Raw genomic sequence first — 23,841 nt, forward strand, 5'->3', positions numbered from 1 at the left:
CGTTTCGTTCACGCTTTCTCCTAAATATTCCCTTTACCGCCCACGATCCGCGCCGTTTCGTTCACGCTTTCTCCTAATTTTTCCCTCTACCACTCACAATCCGCGCCGTTTCGTTCACGCTTTCTCCTAATTTTTCCCTCTACCGCACACCATTCAGCACTTTCACTCATTCAATACGCCTATTGTTTCAAACCCACAAAAAAAGACCGCCCCAAAGGCAGTCTTCTCATTATGTAAATCGCAAACCTATCTACGAACTAATCATCCATGCGTTACTTTTTCAGTGGCTCAGAAAAAGTGACCTTTTACACAAGAAATAGGGTTCTCCTTATGGCTGCTTCCTTCCAGATCTGACCCGTTCGGAGATTATTCTTTGCAAAAGACTTTTTCCTCAACACCTCATCCAAAGCACTGACCACACATCATTAGTCCTTCAATAGGAATTCGACCCTGCTATAGCGGATTGCAGGTTACAAGGCACCGCTACCTCCCCGTCTATTGCGATATGTTGCATGTGAATAACTATATCTTACCGTAAATCCTGCTTCATGCATATGCTAATTATTTGGTAGGAAAGTAGAATCATGCCAAGCAAATTAGGATCTTCAGAAAAATAAAAGTTATATTGATAAACCAATTATTCAATCGATCTATACAAAATAAAACACTTTTCACAATAAAATCACTGGTTATAGCAACTATATTTAATCTCCAAAACAATGAATAGGAGAAAAAATTAATATACTTCAAAAGATATTCAAATAAATTAAAATTCAGATTATTCGTTGACAAAACTACTAAATGCCAATAAAATGTACTAGACTGAACGATTACTCAGTCATGTATAATCATGTATGAAATCGTTTTCAGATGACCCTGTTTTTCTCATTAAGCGTTAATAAAACAGATGTATTCTTCGATCAGAGGACATTTCATCTACAACCTCCTAACTTAGTAGAGAGAAAATGCCCCTGCATGATCCACAATAAACAATGGAACCATCTAGCCAATCGTTTGCGAGCAACACTTATTTAAAGTAGATATACATAAAAATTAGGAATGAAAGGGAGAGGCCACACATGAACTTATATTCAAACCTTACAAACGCTTTAAACCTTAATCCAGAAAAAGAAGCTTATATCTTTTTAAATGAAAGTACGACTTATCGAGAGTTGCATCAAAAAGTAAACCAATTTGCTCATAGCTTGTCCCAACAAGGAATTGAAAAAGGCGATACAGTTGCATTACTATTAGGGAACACACCTGAATTTGTAGTTGCTTACTACGGAACAATTTGTGCAGGGGCTACAGTAGTACCTGTAAACCCAACGTTCACAGCTCGTGAAATTGAATATATTTTAACAAACAGTAAAGCGAAAGGGGTTATCGCAGACGCAAGTTTACATACTCCATTAGCAGAAGTTAGACAAAATTTACCTTCTGTAGCCTTTGTTGTCTATACGAAACCAGTTGAAAATGAACTAGCTTTTGAATCGTTTATCGATAATGATGTCCACAATTTTAATGGACCCGTTGTCGAAGAAAATGATATAGCTGTAATTTTATATACTTCAGGTACAACAGGCTCTCCTAAAGGAGTTATGTTAACACATAAAAACCTACAATCGAATGCTGAAGCTGTAAGAGATCTTTTTGAAATGACAGCTGAAGACCGCGTCGTTACTGTTTTACCTATTTTCCATGTATTTTGTATGACAGTTTGTTTCAATGCTCCAATTTTATCTGGTTCAACAATGATCTTATTACCGAAATTCAGCCCGCAAGAAGTTGTAGAAACATTCGTAAAAGAACAAGCAACGGTCTTTGCCGGCGTTCCGACAATGTATAATTTCTTACTGCAAATTCCAACAACTAAAGAGCAATTTAGCTCATTACGAATTTGTATTTCCGGTGGATCTTCGTTACCAGTAGCTGTATTAAACAAGTTCCAAGAGCATACCGGCATCCAAATTCAAGAAGGGTACGGATTAAGTGAAGCAGCACCAGTAACAGCATTTAATCCTTTAAGAGGCGTATGTAAGCCTGGTTCAATCGGGGTTAATATTCCTTTTGTTGAAAACAAAGTCGTGGATCCAGAAGGTGTTGAAGTTCCGCGTGGTGAGGTAGGCGAATTGATTGTAAAAGGACCAAACGTCATGAAAGGTTACCTCGGTATGCCTGAAGAAACAGCTCGTACGATTAAAGACGGCTGGTTATATACTGGTGACATGGCGACAATGGATGAAGAGGGTTACATTTATATCGTCGACCGTAAAAAAGACATGATCATCGTAGGCGGTTATAATGTTTATCCACGTGAGATCGAGGAAGTACTATATGACCACCAGGATATCGTCGAAGTAGCTGTTATCGGTGTTCCAGATGAAAGTTACGGAGAATCAGTGAAAGCGTTTGTCGTAACTAAAAATGAAACATTAACAGAAAGTGATTTGAAAAATTACTTAGCTGATAAACTTGTTAAATATAAACGTCCGCAATATATTGAATTTCTTTCGGAATTACCGAAAAACACAACAGGAAAAATCTTACGCAAAAACTTAAGAAATTTAGAACACTCAACTAAGTAATCGAACGACATCAAACAACGAATGGACCTTCCAAAAATCCATTCGTTGTTTTTTTGTTTATTAGAACATAAAGAAATAATAGTTATTAGTTGACAAATACGAAGAATATTCTTAATATTAACATAAACCGACCGATTGATCGGTCGGAGGTTAACTATATTTATTTATGAGGTGAATAAAACGTATGGATAGAGTAATTCAGTTCCTAGATGGCTCGATCAATGAGTTAACAAAATTAGAGGAAGAATTGAAGAACTTGAACGATGAAGAGCTAGGACATCTTGCCGCTTCTTATCCATTTAATGATTATTTCCACGAATTCGTATCAAAATTAAGTCGCTGGAAAAATGAGCTTGAACGTAAATGATTGTCAAAGGGGTATTTGTAACCTATTTCTAGTTATCATTATGCACCAAAAAGGTTACCGCTAGGAGGAAGTAAGTTGTGTCGGAAAGTACAAAAAAGAGAATTATAGACTCTGCATTAATGTTATTTAAAGAAAAAGGCTTTCATGAAGTTTCTGTACGAATGATCGCAAAAGAAGCTGGTGTTTCCAACGGCGGTTTCTATCATCACTTTCAATCGAAAGACGAACTTTTATATCAAATTAATGATTTCATTTTGACGTACGTTATGGAAACAGGTAAAGCGGCGGCTATCGAAAGGGAAAGTCCGATCGAAAAGTTGGAAGGCATGATCCGTGCGTTTATATTAGCGTTTGATGTGTATAATCTCGAAATTTCGGTAATGTATCGTGAAAATCACTATCTCGCTCCTGAATATTTCGAGAAAATTAAACAAAAACGAGACGAGTATCAAGATTATATTTTTACAATATTAGATGAGGGTATAAAAGCTCAAGAAATTCGTTCCAATACACCTCTTTTACTAAACGGAATGGCGATGTTTGGAATGATTAACTGGACGTATCAATGGTATGAAAAGAACCGCAGCATTTCCATCGATCAAATTGCCGACGTGTATATCGATTTTATAATGAATGCATTACTTACAAAGAAAGCAAAACAAAACCCGAGATATCAAGAGTATTTTCTTGATGATGAATAAGGTTTCAACGTTTTCACATAGATGAAAGTTGTTAAAACAGATGGTATCTAAAAAATATTTTAGGGTATGAGGAGAGAATAGAAGATGAATTTTCAATTATCAGATGAACAACAAATGATTAAAAAAATGGTACGCGATTTTGCTGAAAATGAAGTAGGTCCTACAGCACACGAACGTGATGAAGAAGAACGCTTTGACCGTGAACTATTTGATAAAATGGCTGAGCTAGGCTTAACAGGTATTCCATGGCCTGAAGAATACGGTGGAATTGGTGCTGATTATTTAAGTTATTGTATCGCAGTTGAAGAATTATCTAGAGTAGATGCTGCGATGGGTACTACATTATCGGCGCATACTTCATTAGCGGGATGGCCCTTGTATAAGTTTGGAACAGAAGAGCAAAAACAAAAATATCTTCGTCCACTTGCAGAAGGAACAAAGATGGGTGCTTACGGTCTAACAGAACCTGGTTCTGGTTCAGATGCAGCAGCCATGAAAACGACAGCTAGACGTGATGGCGATGACTACATTCTAAACGGTTCAAAAATTTTCATTACAAACGGTGGCGAAGCTGATATTTACGTCGTCTTTGCTTTAACCGATCCTGAACAGAAACATAGAGGAACAAGTGCATTCATCGTTGAAAGTGATATGGCTGGTTTTTCAGTAGGTAAAAAAGAAAAGAAGTTAGGAATCCGTTCATCACCGACAACTGAAATCATTTTTGAAGATGTCCGTGTACCGAAAGAAAACCTTCTAGGAAATGAGGGAGAAGGCTTTAAAATTGCGATGATGACATTAGACGGTGGACGTAACGGAATTGCTGCCCAAGCAGTGGGGATTGCTCAAGGTGCACTTGATGCGTCGGTTGCCTATGCAAAAGAGCGTAAACAATTCGGAAAATCGATTGCGTCACAGCAAGGAGTTGCTTTTAAATTAGCGAACATGGCGACAAAAGTAGAAGCTTCCCGTTTACTTACGTATCAGGCAGCGTGGAGAGAAAGCGAAGGACTTTCATATGGTAAAGAGTCAGCGATCTCTAAATTAATGGCTGGAGATACAGCAATGGACGTTACGATTGAAGCCGTTCAAGTATTTGGCGGATACGGCTATACGAAAGAATATCCTGTTGAGCGCTACATGCGTGATGCTAAAATTACGCAAATTTATGAAGGAACACAAGAAATTCAACGTCTTGTTATTTCAAAAATGCTGTTGGCAGACTAATCAACCTTAGGCATTCACCTTTTTTCAAACTTTTTCATGCGGCGAAGAATGAATAAGTGGTACTGGAGTATGCTATATTATTACGACTCGCTCGTACGGTAGGTGGCAACTCGCCCGTACTAACTATAGAGGCAGTCGTATAAATAATCTACGGTTGGAAATTCTACGGATATAATTTTTGTTCAAAAGGAGAGATGAGTAAATGAATAAACGGCAAAATTTAAAAGAAATTGAAGAACAGCAACAAGTCGTCCAAAATCAAAATCAAGCTGAACAATTTGATAATACAGATACTGAATTCTCCTTGGATGAAAATGTCCAAGATGCTATAGCAAAAAGTCACCAATACGCAGCACAGAAGCAGCAGCCGACGTATCAACCGAATAAACCGTTCTAAGAATAGGCTATAGCCCCCTGATAGATTTTCACGAAGGATAACAACCAACAAGTGTAAAAAACTGGCACTTTAACAGGTGTCAGTTTTTTTGTTGCTTGATTGTATTACCTGAACACCGATTGTGACTAAATAATAAACATATAACATTATTCGTCTAAAAATATATAAATCTTTCAAAAAAAGTGATTGCAATCGTTTACAAAATCAATTAAAGTTAAAGCATAAAAACCGAAACGTTTTGGAGGATCCCATGACTACGATAAAAGATATAGCGAAAGCAGCTGGGACGTCAGTGACAACAGTGTCTAGAGCACTTAATGGTCATTCTGATGTAAGCGCTAAAACAATGAAACACATTAAAGAAATTGCTAATCGCTTAAACTACAGCCCTAATGTCGTTGCTAGAAGTCTCGTCATGAAAAAATCCAAGACCATTGGTTTACTTGTTTCAGAGATTAGTAGAGAAGGTGCAAAGGATAATTTTACGTTTGAAGTTCTATGTGGAATTAATGATTGTGCTGCCGAGTATGAGTATGATCCGATCTTATTTAATACGAATACATCGAAACAGCGAATTAAAAGCTACACGCAACTATGCAGAGAACGTAAAGTTGACGGCGTCATCTTACAAGGAATGAAAAAAGACGATCCTTATTTAATAGAGGTCGTTGAAAGTGACATCCCGTGTGTACTAATTGACATTCCGATAACAGGTAAAAATGTTGGATATGTCTCAACGAATAACCAACTTGGTGCAAGACGAGCAATTGAACATTTAGTCGAGCTTGGACATCAACACATAGGGTTTATCAATGGACATGAACAAGCGTATGTAAGTGAAGAACGTTTTAAAGGCTATAAACAAGCCATTGAAGCAGCAGGATTAGATCTTCGTGAAGAGTGGGTTGTAAATGGTCAGTTTTCAGAACGCACTGCAGAATTTACAGCTAAAAAGCTTTTAGCAACCTATCCGCAAATTACTGCACTCTTTTGTGCAAGTGACTTAATGGCGCTAGGAGCTGTAAGAGCAGCGAATTCCCTCGGACGAAAAGTACCCGATAGTTTATCGATTGTTGGCTTTGATGATATTGTCTTGGCACAATACGCATCACCAGCGTTAACAACGATTTCTCAAAACAAATATTTAATGGGGTATCAAGCCGCGAATATGTTAATTGATTTACTAGAAGAAAAAGAAACAAATAAAAGTGTTTTAATAGAAAATCAATTAATGGTTAGAGAATCAACGGCTGAAAATAAATTAAAAGAATGGTATTAAACCATTTTTTAAACCAAATCCGAAACGTTTCGGGTAATCACTAAATATTTTTTTATACAAAAACCGAAACGTTTCGGATGTTTAGGAGGACGTAATGGACTACAGAGTAATTAAAGAAAATGACGTATTTTTATTAACGGATGAGAAAGGAAATATTCCTGAAAATCATTCCTACGGTGCAGGACTGTATACGAAAGATACAAGATACTTAAGTAAATTTAATGTGAAGATTAACGGGGAAGATCCGATTTTACTATCATCAAATGCCGATGAAAACTACATGGCAACGATCTTACTTACAAACCCACATATGGAAAAAGACGGTTCCCTCATTTTATGGAGAGAGTCGGTTGAAATCGAGAGAAAGCGATTTATTTTTAACGATGTCGTATATGAGTTACTAAAAATGAAAAGCTATTATCCGAAACCGATTTCTTTCCAAGTGAGCGTAGAAGTCGATGTAGATTTCCAAGACATGTTTATCGTTCGCGGTTTCCAAAACGGGGAAACAGGTCAACGTACAGGTCAGGAAAAATTAGAAAATGGCTTAAGCTTCAACTATACAGGAGCAGACGACATTCAAAGAGCAACCATTATCAAATGGGACCAAGAGGCTAGTGCCGTCCACTTAGAGGGAGAAATTACATTCGATCTAAATCTTGCCCACGGCGAGGAACAAGTCATCGCATTTACTATTGCCCCAGTAGTTGGTGAAGATGTTCCTACGATTGTTCGACCAGAGGAAGCTCTTACAGAACTTAAAAGCTCATACAAACATTGGAGCGAAACAACAACAAAAATTGAAACAGACAATCAACAGTTACAAAGACTAGTTGATCGAGGTATTGCTGATTTAAGAGTCTTACTAACTGACCTTGGTTATGGAAAATTTCCTGTTGCAGGATTGCCGTGGTTCGCAGTTCCCTTTGGTCGAGATAGTTTAATAGCAGCCTTGCAAATGCTTCCCTTTAACCCTGAAGTGGCAAAAGGAACCTTAAAAACAATGGCAGCTCATCAAGGAACGAAAGTCGACCCTTGGAGAGATGAACAACCAGGGAAGATCATGCACGAAATTCGCTTTGGCGAATTAGCGAATACAGATCAAATCCCGTTTACACCTTATTACGGAACCGTTGATGCAACACCTTTATTCTTAGTTCTTTTAACAGAATACATCAAGTGGACCGGTGATATCGATTTATTCAAAGAGCTAGAGGCCAATGTTCAAGCAGCGATTACGTGGATCAATCAGTATGGAGACAGAGACGGTGATGGCTTTGTTGAATACCATCAAGAGTCTTCAAAAGGTATTGCCAACCAAGGTTGGAAAGACTCAGCTGACTCTATCGTCCACCGTAACGGAGACTATGCTGAAACACCGATCGCTTTATCTGAAGTACAAGGCTATGTTTATCAAGGAAAAGTCGGTATTGCTGAACTCTATGAAACAATTGGCAACACTAGTGCAGCTGAAAGATTAAGAGAGGAAGCCGCTCAACTACAAGAAAAATTTGAACAGCATTTCTGGATGGAAGACCATTCATTTTATGCACTTGCATTAGATAAAGACAAGTCACAAGTAGGTACAATCACGACAAATCCGGGTCACGTTTTATTTTCTGAAATGTTGAATGAGACGAGAGCGACTCTTATGAGTGATGTATTAGTAAGCGATAAAATGTTCTCTGGTTACGGAATACGAACAATGGGTGAAGGCGAAGCAGGCTACAATCCGATGAGTTACCATGACGGCAGCGTTTGGCCGCATGATAATAGCATGATCTTACTTGGAATGAGTAAGACAAAACACATGACACAAGCGATGACAGTCATAGAAGGTCTGATGAAAGCAGCATCTAGCTTCGAGTATGACCGCCTACCAGAATTATTTTGTGGTTACTCAGATCAAGAAGGTCGACCAGTAAAATACCCTGTTGCATGTTCACCACAAGCGTGGGCTGCTGGAACACCACTCGTATTCGTACAAACGATGCTCGGACTATTTCCGAATGCATTGAAGAATACGGTAGAAATGAGCCCAGTACTGCCAGACGGTGTGAATTATTTGAAAATTGAACAACTGGCTATTGGCAAAGGTTCAATGGACTTACTTGTACGTCGCCAAGGTGACGAGTTCACAGTAGACATTTTAAGTAACACAACAGGTTTTGACATTGATGTTAATCAAAAAGTTAACATAAACATTTAAACTACAAAAAAGGGGATAAACAAGATGTTTAAAAAGAAAACTCTTGCTTCACTAGGATTTTCAACATTATTAGTTAGTGGATTATTAGTAGGTTGCGGTGGTAGTGATACTTCTTCTACAAAAGAAGATACAACAGACAAAGACAATGAAAATCAAGAACAAGTTGAAATTACGTTAAGCGGCTGGGGATCATCACCTACAGAGCAAAAGTTATTTGAAGAAACATTAGCTTCATTTGAAGAAAAGAACCCGCACATTAAAGTAAAATTAGACGTTATCGCTGATCAATACATGGATGTAATGAAAACTCGCTTAATTGGCGGACAAGCTGCAGACGTATTTTTCCTAGATGCTTTTGAAGCTCCAGCGTTAATGGAAACAGGTGTATTAGAGCCACTAGACGGTTACATCACAGAAGAGTTTGATATTGATGATTTTGAGCAACCTTTATTAGATGCTTTTAAACGTGATGGAGCAATCTTCGGATTACCGAAAGATACATCAACTCTAGCCTTATTCTATAACAAAACAATGTTCGAAGAAGCGGGAATTGAAAACCCACCAACAACATTTGAAGAATTACAAGAAGTAGCAAAACAATTAACTCAAGGTACTGATGTATACGGTTATGGAATCGTTGCTGACCTAGCTAGAAACGTATTTATCGCTGAGTCAAAAGGAGGAAAAATTGCTACGGATAACAAAGCGACATTCGGCAGCCCTGAAGTAGTAGAAGCACTTCAACCACTTCTTGATATGCGTTTAGACGATAAGTCTGCAGCTCAACCTTCTGAAGTTGGAGCAAACTGGGGTGGAGAAATGTTCGGACAAGGTAAAGTCGCTATGATCTTAGAAGGAAACTGGACATTACCATTCTTAGCTGAAACATTCCCTAACCTTGAGTTCGGTACAGCAGAAGTTCCAACGATCGATGGGCAAAATGGAACAATGGCATTCACAGTAGCTTATGTAATGAACGCACAATCTGAGAAAAAAGAAGCAGCATGGGAGTTAATTTCTTACTTAACAGGTAAAGAAGGTATGGAGCAATGGACGAGCGGTGGATCTGCTTTACCAACTAGGGTTTCTGTAGCTGAAAGTCTTGGATTATACGATGACGAAATTCGCCAACCATTTATTTCAGGTGCTTCTTACGCAACCGTATGGGCTGACGATACGAATTTACCAATCATTAATAATAACTTTAACAACCAATTTACAAGTGCATTTTTAGGTCAACGTCCTCTTGATGAAGCTTTAGAAGAAGCTGAAAGAGTAGCTAACCGCGAAATCGAATAGTTTGTAGTCGAGAAGAGGGGGGACCCTCTCTTCTCTTCTTTAAAAGGAGTTGTAGATAGATGTCACAACCAGAAACAAAAGCCTCCAATACAATCAAGAAACAAAAGAAAAGAAAATATACGAAACGTGATTTACGTGAAGCAGGACAAGGATACTTATTTCTTTCCCCGATGATCTTTACTCTAGGGTTGTTTATTATTGCACCAATCCTTTATGCTGTTTTTCTAGCTTTTCATAAAGTCGAATTACTTGGTCAAACGAGCTTCACTTTTATTGGCTTTGATAACTTTGTTCGCATATTTGATGACTTCCGTGCGGGGATTGCTTTAAAAAATACAGCATTTTACGTACTTATCGTAGTTCCAACTCAAACTGCATTAGCGTTATTTTTAGCAGCAACATTAAATGCAGGGATGAAAGGTCAAAAGTTTTTTAGAATTGTTTACTTCTTACCAACGTTAACATCTTCAGCCGTATTAACTTTAATTTTTATGTGGATGTACAACCAAAACGGTTTAATTAACCATATTTTAGCGTTTTTTAACTTACCAACGTACAATTGGATTGGAGATCCAAGTGTCGCTTTAATCGCAATTATGATTATGAATATTTGGGCTACTGCACCATTCTTTATGGTTATTTACTTAGCAGCCCTTCAAGATATACCAGATTCATTATATGAAGCAGCCGATCTGGATGGCGCAAATGCGATCCAAAAGTTCTTCCATGTTACAGTTCCAATGCTTCGTCCAGTTACTTCCTTTGTTATTATTATGGGGATTATCGGAACGTTCCAGTTGTTTGATCAATCGTATATCTTCTCAGGCGGATCAGGTGGACCTGATAACTCAACATTAACTGTCGTTCTACTGATCTATCAATATGCATTTAGCTCAATGGGTACGATGGGATATGCAGCTGCGATTGCATTTATGTTAGCGATGATCATCTTAGTTGCAACATTATTGCAAAGAAAGTTCTCTAAAGATGAAAAGATTTATTAATATGTATGACAACTTAACATTCGAGCCCCTAATTCGTCTGTGCAACAAAGGAGGACAAGAGATCTTATGAAGAAAAAATTTTCTATAGGAAAAGCATTTCTATATGCGGTCCTAGTCGGATATGCAATTGTAACGTTAATCCCATTCTTATGGGCATTGTCTTCTTCGTTTAAAACGCTAGAAGAGATATTAAGCGGTTCAATGAACTTTTTACCGCAAATGTTTACTCTTGAAAATTACCGTCAAATTTTTATAGAGCAAACACTGTTTCCAAGATGGTTATTTAATAGTGTGTTTATCGCCGTAGTTGGAACAGCTCTTAATCTACTATTTAACTCTATGGCGGGTTATGCACTAGCACGTATTAGTTTCCCAGGAAAAAAGAGTGTGTTTATTATCGTACTAGCGGTTCTTATGATCCCTGGTCAAGTTACAATGATTCCAAACTACTTAATCTTAAAAGAATTAGGCTGGTTAAACTCTTACCAAGGAATGATCGTTCCTGCCATGGTAAACGCAACATTCATTTTTATGATGCGTCAATTCTTCGTTAACTTCCCGAAAGAACTCGAAGAAGCAGCTGCCCTTGATGGATTAACTCGTTTAGGTACATTCTTTAGAATTGTTTTACCGATTGCAAAACCTGCACTAGCAGCACAAGCGATCTTCGTATTCATGGCATTCTGGAATGACTTTATGAGACCATTAATTATCATGACCGATCAAGAGATGTTCACATTAACGGTTGGATTAAATGCCTTCAAAGGACAATATGTCACGTATTGGAACTTTATTATGGCCGCTTCCATGGTGTTTACATTACCGGTACTGATCATTTACGCCTTCTTTAACCGTTACTTCTTAAAAGGAATTTCGTTTAGAGGCGATAAGTAAAGGATATTACTAAATACGTATCAAACAAAAGTGAGGTTCACTAGCAGCCTCACTTTTTTACACATTCAAAAGATCCTAGTACCCTCGAAAGGGCGCTTTTTCTACAACAAAATCATGCTAATCGCTCAAACAAGATAAATGTCTAAAAATTCGATTGAAGAATAAGGTGGAATAATGATGGAAAACAGTACAAACAACCATAAAGAACAGATTGCAAAAGCGATGCAATCCGTTTTAACTGAGCATGAAAAAGTAAGCCAAGATCCTTGGCGGTTACACTATCATGTAGCGACACCGGCGTTTTGGATGAACGACCCGAACGGTTTTATTTATTATAAAGGCGAGTATCATCTATTTTATCAACATCACCCATATTCACCTGAGTGGGGGCCGATGTTTTGGGGCCATGTGAAAAGTACAGATTTGATGCAGTGGACACATTTACCGATCGCTCTTGCTCCTAGTGAGGACTATGACGCAGACGGGTGCTTTTCTGGCAGCGCCATTGAAAAAGACGGGAAGCTTTACTTAATGTACACGGGCAATGTATGGACAGGTGATAACCGTGATACCGATTTAAAGCAAGTCCAATGCTTAGCAGTAAGTGAGGACGCCATTCAATTTGATAAGGTAAAAGAAAATCCAGTGATTTCAGAAGCACCGGAAGGAAATATACACCCTTACCATTTCCGCGACCCGAAAGTGTGGAAGCATAACGATTACTATTATTGTGTCTTAGGGTCGAAAACAAATGAAGAAACTGGGCAGATCCTGCTCTATCGTTCTTGTGACTTATTTTCATGGGAGTTCATGGCGGTTTCTGCAAAAGGAGAAGGAAATTTCGGCTACATGTGGGAATGCCCAGATATTTTTACACTAGAAGAACAAGAGGTTCTAGTCATGTCTCCTCAAGGATTAACGCCAGAAGGAGATAAATATCATAACCTTCACCAAGCTGGATATGTACTTGGTAAACTCGATTATGATACAGGCATATTACAGCACGGGGAATTCGAAATGCTCGATTACGGCTTTGATTTTTATGCCCCACAAACAACGATCGATGATCAAGGTAGACGCATCATGATCGCTTGGATGGCAATGTGGGAAAGTGACATGCCTGAACAAAACCAAAATTGGGCCGGTGCGATGACACTGCCACGCCAACTTATATTAGAAAATGGGAAGATCAAATCAAAACCTGTATCCGAAATTGAAAATATTCGCGGCAACCAAGTAAATTATGAAAACCTAATCGTCGAGGGAGAAGTCTCCTTTAAGGAAGTTGACGGGGATTCGTTGGAATTAGATGTCTACATAAATGCAAACGAATCCTCTCATTTTGGCTTAAAGCTGAGAATGAATGAAACCGGAGAACAATATACCGAATTAAAATATGATGTGAACTGTGGTGTGATGACCTTCGACCGAAGCCAAGCCGGCTCTGGGCCTGGCGGTGTAAGAAAGGCTCCTGTCCAATTAATCAAAAATGTACTTCATTTAAGAATTTTCATCGATAGATCATCCGTCGAAGTTTTTATAAATGACGGGGAAAAAGTAATGACAGGCAGAATTTATCCCGATGAACAGTCAACAGGCATCCGCTTCTTTTCCGACGGCCCCTGCCAATTGACTCATTTGAAGAAATGGGATTTGAAGCACAGTATGACTTATATGGAAAAGGAATACAACATAGGATAATACCGAAAGCACAGGCTGAGCCTGTGCTTTTGTTGTTTGTTATGCAGTAATAAACAATTTTTAAAATGCTTGAACAATCGATTGAAGAAGAGAGACACTCAATGAGTGCTGAGCCTGTTTTTATCAATAATAGGAACGGCTAGAAAGTCATTACCAAAAATAACTAAAAAAGTAATTATTTTTAAAAATATGAAACTTTTAAAATTTCAATTCGTAAATTCAGTATGGAACTAATTGAGATGGTAATTTTTTGCATACAGAAGGTTAGCTTGCATACGAATGAAAGCAGGTAAAATTTTAAAATTAATTTCTACTAATAGCACTACTTACCAGCCTTTTTTAGTTTTATAAATCATAGTTTGGGAGGGTTTTAAAATGACAGTAGTTGTATTTCTTTCTTTTCTCATCCCGATTTTAATTCTTGCTGCGATCGGCGGCGTGATTTGGTGGTTCTGGATGAAGTTCCGTTATAAAACAGCGAGATCCAATGAAGCGTTAATTATTGCCGGACCCAAGTTAGGTGATCCGAACAAAGAAACGAATATCTTTACCGATAATGAAGGGCGTTCCATGAAAATCATCCGAGGTGGCGGTCATCTTCTCAAAATGCACCAAACAGCAACACCTGTTGACTTAACTTCTTTTCAATTAAAGCTAACGACACCGAGAGTTTACACATGCGGCGGGGTACCGATTGTCGCTGACGCTGTGGCAATGGTGAAAGTAGCAGATACATTAAGAGGAATTGCCATCTATGCCGAGCAGTTTCTCGGTAAAAAACAAAATGAAATCGGCGACGAAATTTCCGAAGTATTGAACGCAAATCTTCGTGCGATTTTATCAAAAATGACTGTTGAAGAAATTAACGAAGACCGTGAAAAGTTCAACGATGAAGTAACGAAAGTCGCCCAAAAACAGTTAGATGACATGGGCTTTAAAATTACTTCTCTCGGGTTACAAGATTTACGTGACGCCGATCCTGAAAACGGGTACTTAGAAAACTTAGGTCGTCCTCGAATTGCTGAAGTTCGAAAGCGGGCTGAAATCGCTGAGTCCGACAGCGATAAAGAAGCACGAATTCATAAAGCAAATAATGATAAAGAGGCAAAAGAACAAGAGTTTCAACGCAAAATCGAAATTTCTGCCGCCCAAAAAGAAAAAGATCTCAAAGATGCAGCGATAAAAGAAGAGACTGAACGAGCAAGAGCAAAATCTGAACAGTCCTATCAATTAGAAAAAGCTAAGCTCGATAAAGAGGTTCAAGAAGAAGAGTTACAACTCCACGCACGCAAAAGAGAAGAGGAGCTGCGTATTCAACACCTCGAACGTGAACGTGCAGTAAAACTAGAGGAAGAAGAGGCGAAAGTACGTAAAGCGAAAGCAGATGCTGATTTTTACGAAACGACGAAAAAAGCAGAAGCCGACGCAGAACGAGCACGAATTGAAGGGGAAACGAAAGCAAAAATCAAGCGAGAAGAAGGTCTTGCGGAAGCGGAAGTTATTCGTAAACGAGGGGAAGCGGAAGCCGAGGCCAAACGATTACTCGCTGAAGCCATTGCAAAGCATGGCGAAGTGATCATTGTCGAAAAATTAATTGAGATGTTACCACAGTTTGCTGAGTCAATTTCAAAACCATTGTCCAATATTGAGTCCGTTAAGATTATCGACACTGGAAATGGAAACGGCGTCTCATCCTACAGCAAAAGCATCACGAACACGATGGCACAAGTGCAAGAACCTTTAAAAGAATTAACCGGACTTGATATTTCCAAATTACTTACAGACCTCGTGAACAGAGGAAATACCCATACGGTCGTTCGCACAGAAGCCGCGCAATCAAACGATTATCAAAGCGCCGAAGCGGAAGCCGCAGCTACTGAAACGATTACAACGGATGAGACAAAAAGCAATGAGTAAGTTTGGGTAAAAAATGAAGCACTCAATTGAAGAAAAAAAGTTGAGTGCTTCGTTTAATTACCGCCATATAGATTGTGGGCAATTAATCCAATATAAAAAGCTCCTCCCACAAGGGGAGAAGCTATACTTTTAGGCTAAATTACGCTTTGTTAACGTTAGTAGCTTGAGGTCCACGTTGACCTTCTTCTACGTCGAAAGTAACTGTTTGACCTTCTTCTAAAGTTTTGAAACCTTCACCTTGGATCGCTGAGAAGTGTACGAATACGTCGTCTCCACCTTCAACCTCGATAAATCCAAAACCTTTTTCTGCGTTAAACCATTTTACTGTACCTGTGTTCATGTGTGTTTCCTCCTAGTGCTTTGTTGCACAAAATATTACTATCCTTGCCGTCATACTCATTCAAGACAAAATAACTCATTGGTATTTGTACTTTCAATCATCATATTCCGAACAACAATAATTGAGTTAAGTATAACACATTGAACAAGAAAAAGGAAATTACTTTTAAAAAATAATTTGTAAAAGTTTACATCCATATAAAGGGTAATGAGTTAAAAAGCTTTTCATACAAGGAAACACGCTCTTCTGCATAAACCGAGTTGAATAGTAAATTCTATAAGTACTTGAAAAATCAGGAGGCTGATCTAATGGAATCATATCAAATCAAACACATGATTATTGATGACGACTTTGAAGGTGACCCGTCCGTTACGGCAGAATTCACTTATGACGATAAGGATTACAGCGTTACGTTCCACAAAACAGACATGGAATTAATGAATTCTTGGTTGTTCGCAAGCGACACAACGCTACCAGCCAATTTGCCGGATGCCATGATCGAATCGCTTCGTGAAGATATTAAGAAAAAGATATAGTCTTGTAGACGAAGGGATCTAGTCATTGAGACTAGGTCTCTTTAATTGAACCTATCTTTTTCATTTCGTGATCGCAAATTATCATTTGTTATGGTTTATGTTTAGCACGAACATATATTATACTTAGGACAAGCTGATCTGAATATAATGAAAAATCATTAGTACAGAGGATGATCACATGGACGAAAAAATCATAATTGTTGAAGGTAAAAACGATCGCAAGCGAGTGCAGAAAGTTTTAGATGAGAAGGTTGAAATCATTTGTACCCACGGAACATTAAGTGAAGAAAAGCTGGAAACGTTAATTTTACCTGTGGAAGACCTCGATGTGTACATACTTGTTGATGCAGACGATTCTGGAGAAAAATTGCGAAGGCAGCTAAAACGAGAATTACCAAATGCCACACACTTATATACGGACAAAGACTTTGGACAAGTGGAAACAACGCCATTTGAATACCTTGCCGAGGTGTTAGGGGAGTATTTTGAAGTGAAAGGTCCTTTTTTAAACAGCGACCTTGCGAAATTCTAAACTGACATGTCTATTATTGCAAATTGTACGACGGATCCGGTGGTAGGCTAAACAAACTGCGGCTCATATTGGGACGTCATCTTAGTTTATTGTCCGAATCTCACGGTTTATTGTCCGTTTTGAATTTTTATTGTCCGATTTCACGATTTATTGTCCGTTTTAAATTTTTATTGTCCAAATCACCTCATTTATTGTCCAAATTATGTCCAGGCCAATTTTTTTCTCTAAAATTAATGCTTCATCAAAAAGGCCAGCTAGCAAGGAGAGTAGCCTCCAACTAGCTGGCCTTTTATAACTTATCTTCTAAATCTTCAACCGATCTCCTGCCCACGATACTGTCTGATTAAAATAATTCCTATCGCAAGGACAAGTGCAAATTGTCCAATATGCCCAAGTAAATAAAATTCTTTTAGATAAATGACACCTGTAAACACGAGTAGGTCACGAACCATAAAGCCTGCCATCAAGAGGAAGCCGACCGCATAAATTTTAGCGTCCGTATTTCTGAAAAACACACGAATGACAATCGCTAGAATTAATAGCACCTCAAAGCCCGACAGCTTTTCAAAAATTCCTTTTGTCATCGTAAAATAATCAGGATTAATGACTGATAGTGTAAACGCAATGACTGCTAACCCCAGATGAATTTGCCACAGACGACGAACCCATTTCTTATACCCTGGACCAAATAGCTTATCGATAATCATCAAGTCGAATGCAGACCTGAAAAATACCGCGATCTGAAAAACATAAATCCATACATAAGGAACATCGATAATGAATTGTTTTGTACCTGTGATACTAAATGAATACAGTGCAGCACAAAACGTCATAGCTGCATAGGCCAAGTAAAGGACAGAAAACCGTTTGATGATCAAAAAGATCAAGGCGATCAACGCAATAAAGATCTGAATCGAACCGATCACAATTTTATCAAAATCGTCTCTAATCATTTTTGTTAAATAAGAGGAGTGCGAACCTGCAGACACCGCACCTGACACACCGATTAAGTTCCCGTTGGAATACGAGCGAATCGTAATTTGGTCAGAAGCAACTGTCGGATCTAGCTCGATAAAATGACGGCGGTTATACCCTTTATAAGTAACCGTATCAGTCTCTGGTATGTTACCATATTGGTAAATCAATTGATCTCCTTGATAGACTTCAAATGTACCGTACATAAACGAAATAAAAATAGCAGGGTCGATCCAGGCTCCTTCAGGGTAGGTGTTTCGTAAATAGAGAATGTCACGATCCTCTCGAGGCTCATCAAGTTCTTTCACATTTTCTGTCGGCAGCCAACCTGTTTGTGGAATGCCCGTATCAGCCTCGACCGACTCAACCCATTGGTATTCCCAGCCTTGCTCCATTCTTTGTAATGAAGGAGATACATCTTCTTGACTAGATGCTGAATACGTAAAGAAGATCGTGTTAGTCATCATTAATAAAAATAAAATTAGTACAGCTTTTGCCTTCATAGTTTCCTCCGATAACTTCTCAATATCGTACGACGAATAATTGTTCGAATTATAAGTAATATAGTACTTCTCTAAAATAACGCAGAAACCCGAAAAAGAGAATGATTTCTTCTCATTTTAATTCAGAACCTCGTCCATTCCTAATCATTGCCTTCATATGGTGCTTATACTAAAATAGGGAAGGATATGAAAAAAGATGAAATGAAGGAGATCATAAATGGATTCAGTTACTCATGCGTTATTCGGATTAACGATCTACGGTGCAACGAATAAAGAAGACATGCCCAAAGAAGTGAAAAAATCAGTATTTGTTGCGGCTGTCGCCGGTAGCATGATCCCTGATATTGATGTAATTTCTCAACTTTGGGATACAGAAGGTATGTACCAAATGTGGCACAGGGGAATTACCCACTCGATCTTTTTAGTACCAGTCTGGGCGTTACTCATTTGGCTCGTCTGTTTTCTCATTTGGAAGACGAAGGACAGGCGAATATTTTACATCGCCGCACTTGCCGTCTTTATCCATAATACGAGCGACATTCTAAATGCATGGGGGACAAGCTATTTTGAACCATTCTCAGATGCAAGACTTGGATTTGGTACGATACCGATAGTTGACGTCGTCATTTGGCTCATCATGCTAACAGGCTTCCTTGTGGTAAAAATAAAGAAAGCAACCCCGCATAAAGTGTATAAAATCGTATGGATCTTTATCATTGCACATATTTTGGTCCAATCAGTTCAAGGGTATATTATTTATCAATCGACAGTGGATCAGTATGGAGAACAAGCCTTAACTGCACGATTTATTCCGGGACATTTTAAAATCGCCGGAAAGAACGGGCTAGAAGTAGAAGTCTTGCAAGGTACCGTTTGGGGCGGACTTGAAGTAGTCGATCAAATCACATCACAAGATGAAACAAACTTAGATGTTCTCTTCCGTGAAAACCCAAGAGCCAAGACGCTTTATCAATGGTCGCCTTTCGTCGTAGTCGTTGATAATGAGGAAAAACTAGGAATTTACGATCCAAGATTTTTTAGAATGGGCGTACCGTTCTTATATGAATATATTTATAAAGAAGATGTACAGATTGAAGAATAAATAGGGTCAAATCCTCTAAATGAAAAAGTCCTCTCCAAGTTCGTACTTGACCGCAAAGTTAGTTTGATCTTACTCTGCGGCTACCTCAGTTCCAGGTCTTGAAGAGGACTTTCTTGTTATTCCTTCGCATTTTGATCGGTTTTTTTATTCGTTTGAACGATGAGGATCATGACGAGGTAAAGAAACGCGATAATATTTAGCGTAAACATCACATAATCGTAATTAGATGCCGTTTGTTCAAAAATGTATGTAAAATACCGAATACAATTGATCATTAACAGAATTAAAAAACCGAGTGCTAAATAACTACTTTTCATGGACAACCTCCCATTATTCCTTACGCAACGCCTAATGTCTTATATTATTATTACCAATATATAGAATTTTAAAAGAAGTATATTCCTTAAAATGAGGGAGACCAATGATTGAAATTCACAAAGCTAACTTAGAAGATCAAACGGTGATTTTAACAATCTACAATGAAACAACACTCCATTTACTAAAAAGAGAGATTAAGCAATGGGAGTACCCTTGGAACCCTGAGAATATACAAAAAGACATCCAGAAAAACGAAGCTTATGTCGTGTTATTCAATCGTACGTTCGCAGGTGCGTTTTGTATGAGTCCGTTAGAAAAATTAAGTACGTTAACTATAGAACCTGAAGGGGTTTATTTATCTAAAATTGCTATTTTGCCACAATTTTCAGGAAAGAACTTAGGTTCAGCCGTTGTCCGTTTTGCCTGTTCTTTTGCTAAACAGCGAAATCTAGCGTTATACTTAGATTGCTGGGCCGGAAATGAAAAGTTAAAAGATTTGTATTCGGATAACGGCTTAGAATACATAGGCGATTTTCCAGAAGAAGATTATTTTATTAGTATATTTAAACATCAATGATACAGCTAATGGAGGTAAACCAATGATTATTGCACTTGATATGGACGGAACCTTATTAAACTCAGATGGAACAATTAGTGAACGAAATAAAAAAGTCATCAAGAACCTTCAAAAACAAGGTCATCTCGTAACGATAGCAACCGGTCGCGCTTACAAAGACGTGAGTCGACAATTAGATGAAGCAAAGCTAGAATGTCCGGTTATTAGTTTAAATGGAGCAGGTATTACATTACCAGATCATACGATGATCGGTAGTGAAGCACTAGATAAAAAAGAACTCACTCCCGCACTAGAATGGGCAAAAGAGCAATATGATTTATACTTCGAGATATATACGGAAGAAGAAGTATATGCTGGAATTCATAATCTGGAGCACTTGGAGAAGATTGTTGTAGAATTATCAGAAAAAGTATCTGCCGAGTCAAGGGATGGCATGAGTGATTTATTAAAAATCATTCAAAAACAATTTCAGCAAGCAGCTGTCACTTTTATTGAAGACATTTCAACCATTTGGACGGAAGAACGTAAAACCATCTATAAAGTTCTTATTTTCTCCTTAAATAAAGAGGCTTTACAAGAAGCTTCTACAGTTTTTTCCGGAATTACGGGTGTAACGATTACTTCTTCACATCCAAACAATATCGAAATAAATAATGAACGAGCTACCAAAGGACGGGCGCTCACAAAACTTGCGTCTCATTACAAGGTTGACCTTAAGGACACGATCGTCATGGGCGATAGTTATAACGATTTATCCATGTTTCAGGTTGCAGGGCAGGCGATCGCTATGGAAAATGCAGCCCCAATTTTAAAAGAAAACAGCGATGCCGTCACTAAAACAAATGACCAAGACGGGGTAGCGGTTTTTCTAGAAACATTGCTTGAAGACAAAGTGAGGTAGACCAAAAACAACCCAGATTCGATGCTACTCATTGGACCTGGGTTGTTTTAGTTGTTGTAATTGTCATTTTTGATATTTAATTCTTTACACTTTCAATACATTTCTCCTTAACCTACCCGTGTTATAATGTAAAAAAGAAAAAATGGAGTGATGATTATGGAAGATACTTTGAAGAAAATTCTTGTGGAGCTTCAAAAGGTTAATAACCGATTAGATGGATTTGATAACCGATTAGATGGCTTGGAAAATGGACAGCAAGTGCTCATGAGGGATGTTTCGAGTATTAAAGATAATCTTATAAGTGGTTTAGGACCATATTTTGAACGTATAGAGAAACATATAGATGAAAAAACATATGAATTAAAAGAAACATTAGAAGACCAACAACGAGTAATTGATACTTTATCAGCTCGTTCAATTAAGCATGAGAGTGAAATAAAAGACTTTAAAGGAATGCTAAAAAATCAATAAGGGCCTATAAGGTTTCTTTTTTTGATCTCCAAATGATATTTGCTTGGAAAAGGGTACAGGTTTGTCTAAAATTTAAGAACAAAGGGGAACCCAACATTACGTAGGTCCCCTAAATTTATCCATAAATTCAAGAACAATATCAGCTATTTATTTAATACGCTCTTTCATATTGAAATGGAGTGAGTGGCTTTTTATCCAATAGAAGGGACGCATCGTTCGCCCAATGTGGATTTTTTAACATCCCACGCCCCACTGCAATCAGGTCCGCTTGTTCGTTTCCGAGTACAGCTTCGCCTAAGATTGGATCGTCTAATCGTCCAACAGCGATCACAGGCGCACCCGTTTCATTTTTAATGCGAGAAGCCAACGGTACTTGATATCCTGGGTGTACACCAGGTCGTCCAGTTGAACCGATTGGGCCTTCACCACCAGAAGTAATATGGAAAATATCTACACCAGCCGATTGGAAACGTTTTGCCATTTCAGAGCTGTAATCTAGATCATAACCGCCATCTACATATTCAACCCCTGAAATTCTCATCACAAGCGGCATGGTTTCAGGCATCACACTTTTCGTAGCTTTAATCACTTCTTCACCAAATAAAAACTTATCTTCACCGTACTTATCAATTCGTTTGTTTGTAAATTCGGAAGAGAATTGGTGAATGAGGTAGCCATGAGCACCATGAAGCTCAACGGTATCAACCCCAGCTTTTACAGCACGTGCCACACCATCTCGAAAAGCAATTACCATTTGTTCTGCTTCTTCTGTCGTTAATTCATGTGGCGCTTTAAATTGATCATTAAATGCGATCGGCGAGCAAGAAACTAAATCAGGTGCATCTTGTGCTTTACGACCCGCATGACCAATTTGAATACCGACTTTTGCCCCGTATTTATGACATTCATCCACAATGCGTTTGAAAGCTGGAATATGTTCGTCACTCCAAATTCCTAAACAATGATCGGAAATGCGACCACGCGCTTCAACATTCGTCATTTCAATAATAATAAATCCAGTTCCGCCAATCGCACGACTCGTATAATGAATGAAGTGCCAGTCCGTCGGCATCCCGTCTTTGTTCGTCGCTGAGTATTGGCACATCGGTGGCATAACGACTCGATTTTTTAATTCAAGATCCTTATATGTAAATGTTTCAAATAGCTTAGCCATCATATTCGCCTCCAGGTTTTCTATTTTTAAATACTAGTTTAATAGTATAGGATTTTTTGAGGTTGGTCGAGTAAGAGAGCTTCATTTTGAAGAAAAAAAGTTAAAGTCCAACACATATCTAACCATGAAAAACAACCACAATCATTACAATTGCATTCTTCTAGTTAGTTAGATAATATTATCGTTGTACATAAAATTGATTGAAAGAAAAGAGGAATACTGATGATCCAACGTACTGTACTAGTAAAATTTGCTGACACCACAACACCAGAACAATTACAAGAAGTGGTAGACCGTTTCAAAGCCTTAAAAAACCACTTAACGGGCATTGTGGACCTACAAGCCGGCCTAAACATTTTAGAGCGCAATAAAGAGTACCAAGTCGTATTAATGGTACGCTTTGAAGACCAAGCAGCACTAGATGCTTATGTGGCAGACGCTGAGCACCAAGCCGTTGCCGCTTACATTAAAGAAGTAGGACGAGTCGACAGCATCGGCGTAGACTTCGAGATGTAAAATATAGGAGGAAGAAACCCTGTCTTGGGTTTCTTTTTTTATTACGGAATTGATGGTTAGGACAAACATAGATTAAGGGTCTGAAAAAAAGATAAGGTTAACACAAAGAGGATTAGCCTCAATATTTTCCAGTATACGGTAAAATTTTTAATCTAAAGAGAGACTTAGGATCAACTTTATCCAGTTTAAGGAAAAATCTTAATCTAAAGAGGGACTTAGCTTCATATTTATCCAGTTTAAGGAAAAATCTTAATCTAAAGAGAGATTTAGCTTCATTCTTATCCAGTTTAAGGAAAAATCTTAATCTAAAGAG

24 protein-coding genes and 1 other RNA gene are annotated in these 23,841 nt (G+C 38.2%); 19 read left to right on the forward strand and 6 right to left on the reverse strand.

What is annotated here, in order from left to right:
- Positions 1–238 precede the first annotated feature (238 nt).
- An RNA gene (ffs, locus tag AC2VNP_RS08550) (signal recognition particle sRNA large type) lies at positions 239–504 on the reverse strand.
- A gap of 575 nt (positions 505–1,079) precedes the next feature.
- Here ffs and AC2VNP_RS08555 point away from each other — a divergent pair.
- The 12 genes from AC2VNP_RS08555 to AC2VNP_RS08610 all read left to right on the forward strand — a co-directional run bounded on the left by AC2VNP_RS08555 (position 1,080) and on the right by AC2VNP_RS08610 (position 15,583).
- Positions 1,080–2,588, forward strand: a complete 1,509-nt coding sequence (locus AC2VNP_RS08555) for a long-chain-fatty-acid--CoA ligase (protein ID WP_486916921.1) — start codon at positions 1,080–1,082, stop codon at positions 2,586–2,588.
- Between the two features lie 184 nt (positions 2,589–2,772).
- Complete coding sequence (locus tag AC2VNP_RS08560) at positions 2,773–2,955, forward strand: hypothetical protein (protein WP_486916922.1); 183 nt, start codon at positions 2,773–2,775, stop codon at positions 2,953–2,955.
- A gap of 77 nt (positions 2,956–3,032) precedes the next feature.
- Entirely contained in the window at positions 3,033–3,656 is a 624-nt protein-coding gene (locus tag AC2VNP_RS08565) for a TetR/AcrR family transcriptional regulator (protein ID WP_486916923.1), read from the forward strand.
- 84 nt (positions 3,657–3,740) lie between these two features.
- Entirely contained in the window at positions 3,741–4,883 is a 1,143-nt protein-coding gene (locus AC2VNP_RS08570; protein ID WP_486916924.1) for an acyl-CoA dehydrogenase, read from the forward strand.
- Positions 4,884–5,085: 202 nt separating this feature from the next.
- Positions 5,086–5,280 (forward strand): hypothetical protein, encoded by a 195-nt coding sequence (locus AC2VNP_RS08575; protein ID WP_486916925.1) that lies wholly within the window; start codon positions 5,086–5,088, stop codon positions 5,278–5,280.
- A gap of 250 nt (positions 5,281–5,530) precedes the next feature.
- Positions 5,531–6,559 (forward strand): LacI family DNA-binding transcriptional regulator, encoded by a 1,029-nt coding sequence (locus AC2VNP_RS08580; protein WP_486916926.1) that lies wholly within the window; start codon positions 5,531–5,533, stop codon positions 6,557–6,559.
- A 94-nt stretch (positions 6,560–6,653) separates the two neighbouring features.
- Positions 6,654–8,768: an amylo-alpha-1,6-glucosidase gene (locus AC2VNP_RS08585; RefSeq protein WP_486916927.1), complete on the forward strand. Its 2,115-nt coding sequence runs from the start codon at positions 6,654–6,656 to the stop codon at positions 8,766–8,768.
- 24 nt (positions 8,769–8,792) lie between these two features.
- The gene (locus AC2VNP_RS08590; protein ID WP_486916928.1) at positions 8,793–10,067 is read left to right on the forward strand and encodes an ABC transporter substrate-binding protein; all 1,275 of its coding nucleotides are present in this window, start codon (positions 8,793–8,795) and stop codon (positions 10,065–10,067) included.
- Positions 10,068–10,237: 170 nt separating this feature from the next.
- Positions 10,238–11,071: a carbohydrate ABC transporter permease gene (locus AC2VNP_RS08595; protein ID WP_486916942.1), complete on the forward strand. Its 834-nt coding sequence runs from the start codon at positions 10,238–10,240 to the stop codon at positions 11,069–11,071.
- 66 nt (positions 11,072–11,137) lie between these two features.
- The gene (locus tag AC2VNP_RS08600; RefSeq protein ID WP_486916929.1) at positions 11,138–11,965 is read left to right on the forward strand and encodes a carbohydrate ABC transporter permease; all 828 of its coding nucleotides are present in this window, start codon (positions 11,138–11,140) and stop codon (positions 11,963–11,965) included.
- 174 nt (positions 11,966–12,139) lie between these two features.
- Positions 12,140–13,666: a glycoside hydrolase family 32 protein gene (locus AC2VNP_RS08605; RefSeq protein ID WP_486916930.1), complete on the forward strand. Its 1,527-nt coding sequence runs from the start codon at positions 12,140–12,142 to the stop codon at positions 13,664–13,666.
- Positions 13,667–14,041: 375 nt separating this feature from the next.
- The gene (locus AC2VNP_RS08610; RefSeq protein WP_486916931.1) at positions 14,042–15,583 is read left to right on the forward strand and encodes a flotillin family protein; all 1,542 of its coding nucleotides are present in this window, start codon (positions 14,042–14,044) and stop codon (positions 15,581–15,583) included.
- A 139-nt stretch (positions 15,584–15,722) separates the two neighbouring features.
- Here the strand turns inward: AC2VNP_RS08610 and AC2VNP_RS08615 are convergent, their stop codons facing one another.
- Positions 15,723–15,923, reverse strand: a complete 201-nt coding sequence (locus AC2VNP_RS08615) for a cold-shock protein (protein ID WP_275119661.1) — start codon at positions 15,921–15,923, stop codon at positions 15,723–15,725.
- A 308-nt stretch (positions 15,924–16,231) separates the two neighbouring features.
- Here AC2VNP_RS08615 and AC2VNP_RS08620 point away from each other — a divergent pair, with 308 nt between their 5' ends.
- Positions 16,232–16,459 carry a hypothetical protein gene (locus AC2VNP_RS08620; protein ID WP_486916932.1) on the forward strand — a complete coding sequence of 76 codons (228 nt, stop codon included), beginning with the start codon at positions 16,232–16,234 and terminating at the stop codon, positions 16,457–16,459.
- A gap of 178 nt (positions 16,460–16,637) precedes the next feature.
- Positions 16,638–16,991 carry a toprim domain-containing protein gene (locus tag AC2VNP_RS08625; RefSeq protein ID WP_486916933.1) on the forward strand — a complete coding sequence of 118 codons (354 nt, stop codon included), beginning with the start codon at positions 16,638–16,640 and terminating at the stop codon, positions 16,989–16,991.
- Positions 16,992–17,302: 311 nt separating this feature from the next.
- Here the strand turns inward: AC2VNP_RS08625 and AC2VNP_RS08630 are convergent, their stop codons facing one another.
- Entirely contained in the window at positions 17,303–18,469 is a 1,167-nt protein-coding gene (locus tag AC2VNP_RS08630; protein ID WP_486916934.1) for a 7TM diverse intracellular signaling domain-containing protein, read from the reverse strand.
- A 217-nt stretch (positions 18,470–18,686) separates the two neighbouring features.
- Here AC2VNP_RS08630 and AC2VNP_RS08635 point away from each other — a divergent pair, with 217 nt between their 5' ends.
- Positions 18,687–19,571 (forward strand): metal-dependent hydrolase, encoded by an 885-nt coding sequence (locus AC2VNP_RS08635; RefSeq protein WP_486916935.1) that lies wholly within the window; start codon positions 18,687–18,689, stop codon positions 19,569–19,571.
- A 116-nt stretch (positions 19,572–19,687) separates the two neighbouring features.
- Here AC2VNP_RS08635 and AC2VNP_RS08640 read toward each other — a convergent pair whose 3' ends face one another.
- On the reverse strand, positions 19,688–19,888 hold the full coding sequence (locus AC2VNP_RS08640) for a hypothetical protein (RefSeq protein WP_486916936.1): 201 nt from the start codon (positions 19,886–19,888) through the stop codon (positions 19,688–19,690).
- A gap of 104 nt (positions 19,889–19,992) precedes the next feature.
- Between AC2VNP_RS08640 and AC2VNP_RS08645 the strand changes: the two genes are divergently transcribed.
- The 3 genes from AC2VNP_RS08645 to AC2VNP_RS08655 all read left to right on the forward strand — a co-directional run bounded on the left by AC2VNP_RS08645 (position 19,993) and on the right by AC2VNP_RS08655 (position 21,838).
- The gene (locus AC2VNP_RS08645) at positions 19,993–20,466 is read left to right on the forward strand and encodes a GNAT family N-acetyltransferase (protein WP_486916937.1); all 474 of its coding nucleotides are present in this window, start codon (positions 19,993–19,995) and stop codon (positions 20,464–20,466) included.
- 22 nt (positions 20,467–20,488) lie between these two features.
- A complete protein-coding gene (locus tag AC2VNP_RS08650) occupies positions 20,489–21,367 on the forward strand; it encodes a Cof-type HAD-IIB family hydrolase (RefSeq protein ID WP_486916938.1) in 879 nt (292 codons plus the stop codon).
- 156 nt (positions 21,368–21,523) lie between these two features.
- Positions 21,524–21,838 (forward strand): hypothetical protein, encoded by a 315-nt coding sequence (locus AC2VNP_RS08655; RefSeq protein ID WP_486916939.1) that lies wholly within the window; start codon positions 21,524–21,526, stop codon positions 21,836–21,838.
- A gap of 151 nt (positions 21,839–21,989) precedes the next feature.
- Here AC2VNP_RS08655 and AC2VNP_RS08660 read toward each other — a convergent pair whose 3' ends face one another.
- Entirely contained in the window at positions 21,990–23,012 is a 1,023-nt protein-coding gene (locus AC2VNP_RS08660) for an NADH:flavin oxidoreductase/NADH oxidase (RefSeq protein ID WP_486916943.1), read from the reverse strand.
- 222 nt (positions 23,013–23,234) lie between these two features.
- On the opposite strand from AC2VNP_RS08660, the gene AC2VNP_RS08665 reads away from it, so the two are divergent.
- Entirely contained in the window at positions 23,235–23,528 is a 294-nt protein-coding gene (locus AC2VNP_RS08665; protein WP_486916940.1) for a Dabb family protein, read from the forward strand.
- Between the two features lie 118 nt (positions 23,529–23,646).
- Here the strand turns inward: AC2VNP_RS08665 and AC2VNP_RS08670 are convergent.
- A partial coding sequence (locus AC2VNP_RS08670; protein WP_486916941.1) for a hypothetical protein occupies positions 23,647–23,841 on the reverse strand: 195 nt, incomplete at its 5' end.

The sequence above is a fragment of the Alkalihalobacterium sp. TH-98 genome (genome assembly GCF_057473385.1).

What these genes read in the sequence shown, in the direction of transcription:
- AC2VNP_RS08625 (WP_486916933.1), top strand. Translation starts at nt 16,638, where the DNA reads ATGGACGAAAAAATCATAATTGTTGAAGGTAAAAACGATCGCAAGCGA.
- AC2VNP_RS08570 (WP_486916924.1), top strand. Translation starts at nt 3,741, where the DNA reads ATGAATTTTCAATTATCAGATGAACAACAAATGATTAAAAAAATGGTA.
- AC2VNP_RS08650 (WP_486916938.1), top strand. Translation starts at nt 20,489, where the DNA reads ATGATTATTGCACTTGATATGGACGGAACCTTATTAAACTCAGATGGA.
- AC2VNP_RS08610 (WP_486916931.1), top strand. Translation starts at nt 14,042, where the DNA reads ATGACAGTAGTTGTATTTCTTTCTTTTCTCATCCCGATTTTAATTCTT.
- AC2VNP_RS08655 (WP_486916939.1), top strand. Translation starts at nt 21,524, where the DNA reads ATGGAAGATACTTTGAAGAAAATTCTTGTGGAGCTTCAAAAGGTTAAT.
- AC2VNP_RS08645 (WP_486916937.1), top strand. Translation starts at nt 19,993, where the DNA reads ATGATTGAAATTCACAAAGCTAACTTAGAAGATCAAACGGTGATTTTA.
- AC2VNP_RS08665 (WP_486916940.1), top strand. Translation starts at nt 23,235, where the DNA reads ATGATCCAACGTACTGTACTAGTAAAATTTGCTGACACCACAACACCA.
- AC2VNP_RS08660 (WP_486916943.1), bottom strand. Translation starts at nt 23,012, where the DNA reads ATGGCTAAGCTATTTGAAACATTTACATATAAGGATCTTGAATTAAAA.
- AC2VNP_RS08560 (WP_486916922.1), top strand. Translation starts at nt 2,773, where the DNA reads ATGGATAGAGTAATTCAGTTCCTAGATGGCTCGATCAATGAGTTAACA.
- AC2VNP_RS08630 (WP_486916934.1), bottom strand. Translation starts at nt 18,469, where the DNA reads ATGAAGGCAAAAGCTGTACTAATTTTATTTTTATTAATGATGACTAAC.
- AC2VNP_RS08555 (WP_486916921.1), top strand. Translation starts at nt 1,080, where the DNA reads ATGAACTTATATTCAAACCTTACAAACGCTTTAAACCTTAATCCAGAA.
- AC2VNP_RS08620 (WP_486916932.1), top strand. Translation starts at nt 16,232, where the DNA reads ATGGAATCATATCAAATCAAACACATGATTATTGATGACGACTTTGAA.
- AC2VNP_RS08640 (WP_486916936.1), bottom strand. Translation starts at nt 19,888, where the DNA reads ATGAAAAGTAGTTATTTAGCACTCGGTTTTTTAATTCTGTTAATGATC.
- AC2VNP_RS08600 (WP_486916929.1), top strand. Translation starts at nt 11,138, where the DNA reads ATGAAGAAAAAATTTTCTATAGGAAAAGCATTTCTATATGCGGTCCTA.
- AC2VNP_RS08605 (WP_486916930.1), top strand. Translation starts at nt 12,140, where the DNA reads ATGATGGAAAACAGTACAAACAACCATAAAGAACAGATTGCAAAAGCG.
- AC2VNP_RS08585 (WP_486916927.1), top strand. Translation starts at nt 6,654, where the DNA reads ATGGACTACAGAGTAATTAAAGAAAATGACGTATTTTTATTAACGGAT.
- AC2VNP_RS08635 (WP_486916935.1), top strand. Translation starts at nt 18,687, where the DNA reads ATGGATTCAGTTACTCATGCGTTATTCGGATTAACGATCTACGGTGCA.
- AC2VNP_RS08590 (WP_486916928.1), top strand. Translation starts at nt 8,793, where the DNA reads ATGTTTAAAAAGAAAACTCTTGCTTCACTAGGATTTTCAACATTATTA.
- AC2VNP_RS08615 (WP_275119661.1), bottom strand. Translation starts at nt 15,923, where the DNA reads ATGAACACAGGTACAGTAAAATGGTTTAACGCAGAAAAAGGTTTTGGA.
- AC2VNP_RS08595 (WP_486916942.1), top strand. Translation starts at nt 10,238, where the DNA reads ATGATCTTTACTCTAGGGTTGTTTATTATTGCACCAATCCTTTATGCT.
- AC2VNP_RS08580 (WP_486916926.1), top strand. Translation starts at nt 5,531, where the DNA reads ATGACTACGATAAAAGATATAGCGAAAGCAGCTGGGACGTCAGTGACA.
- AC2VNP_RS08575 (WP_486916925.1), top strand. Translation starts at nt 5,086, where the DNA reads ATGAATAAACGGCAAAATTTAAAAGAAATTGAAGAACAGCAACAAGTC.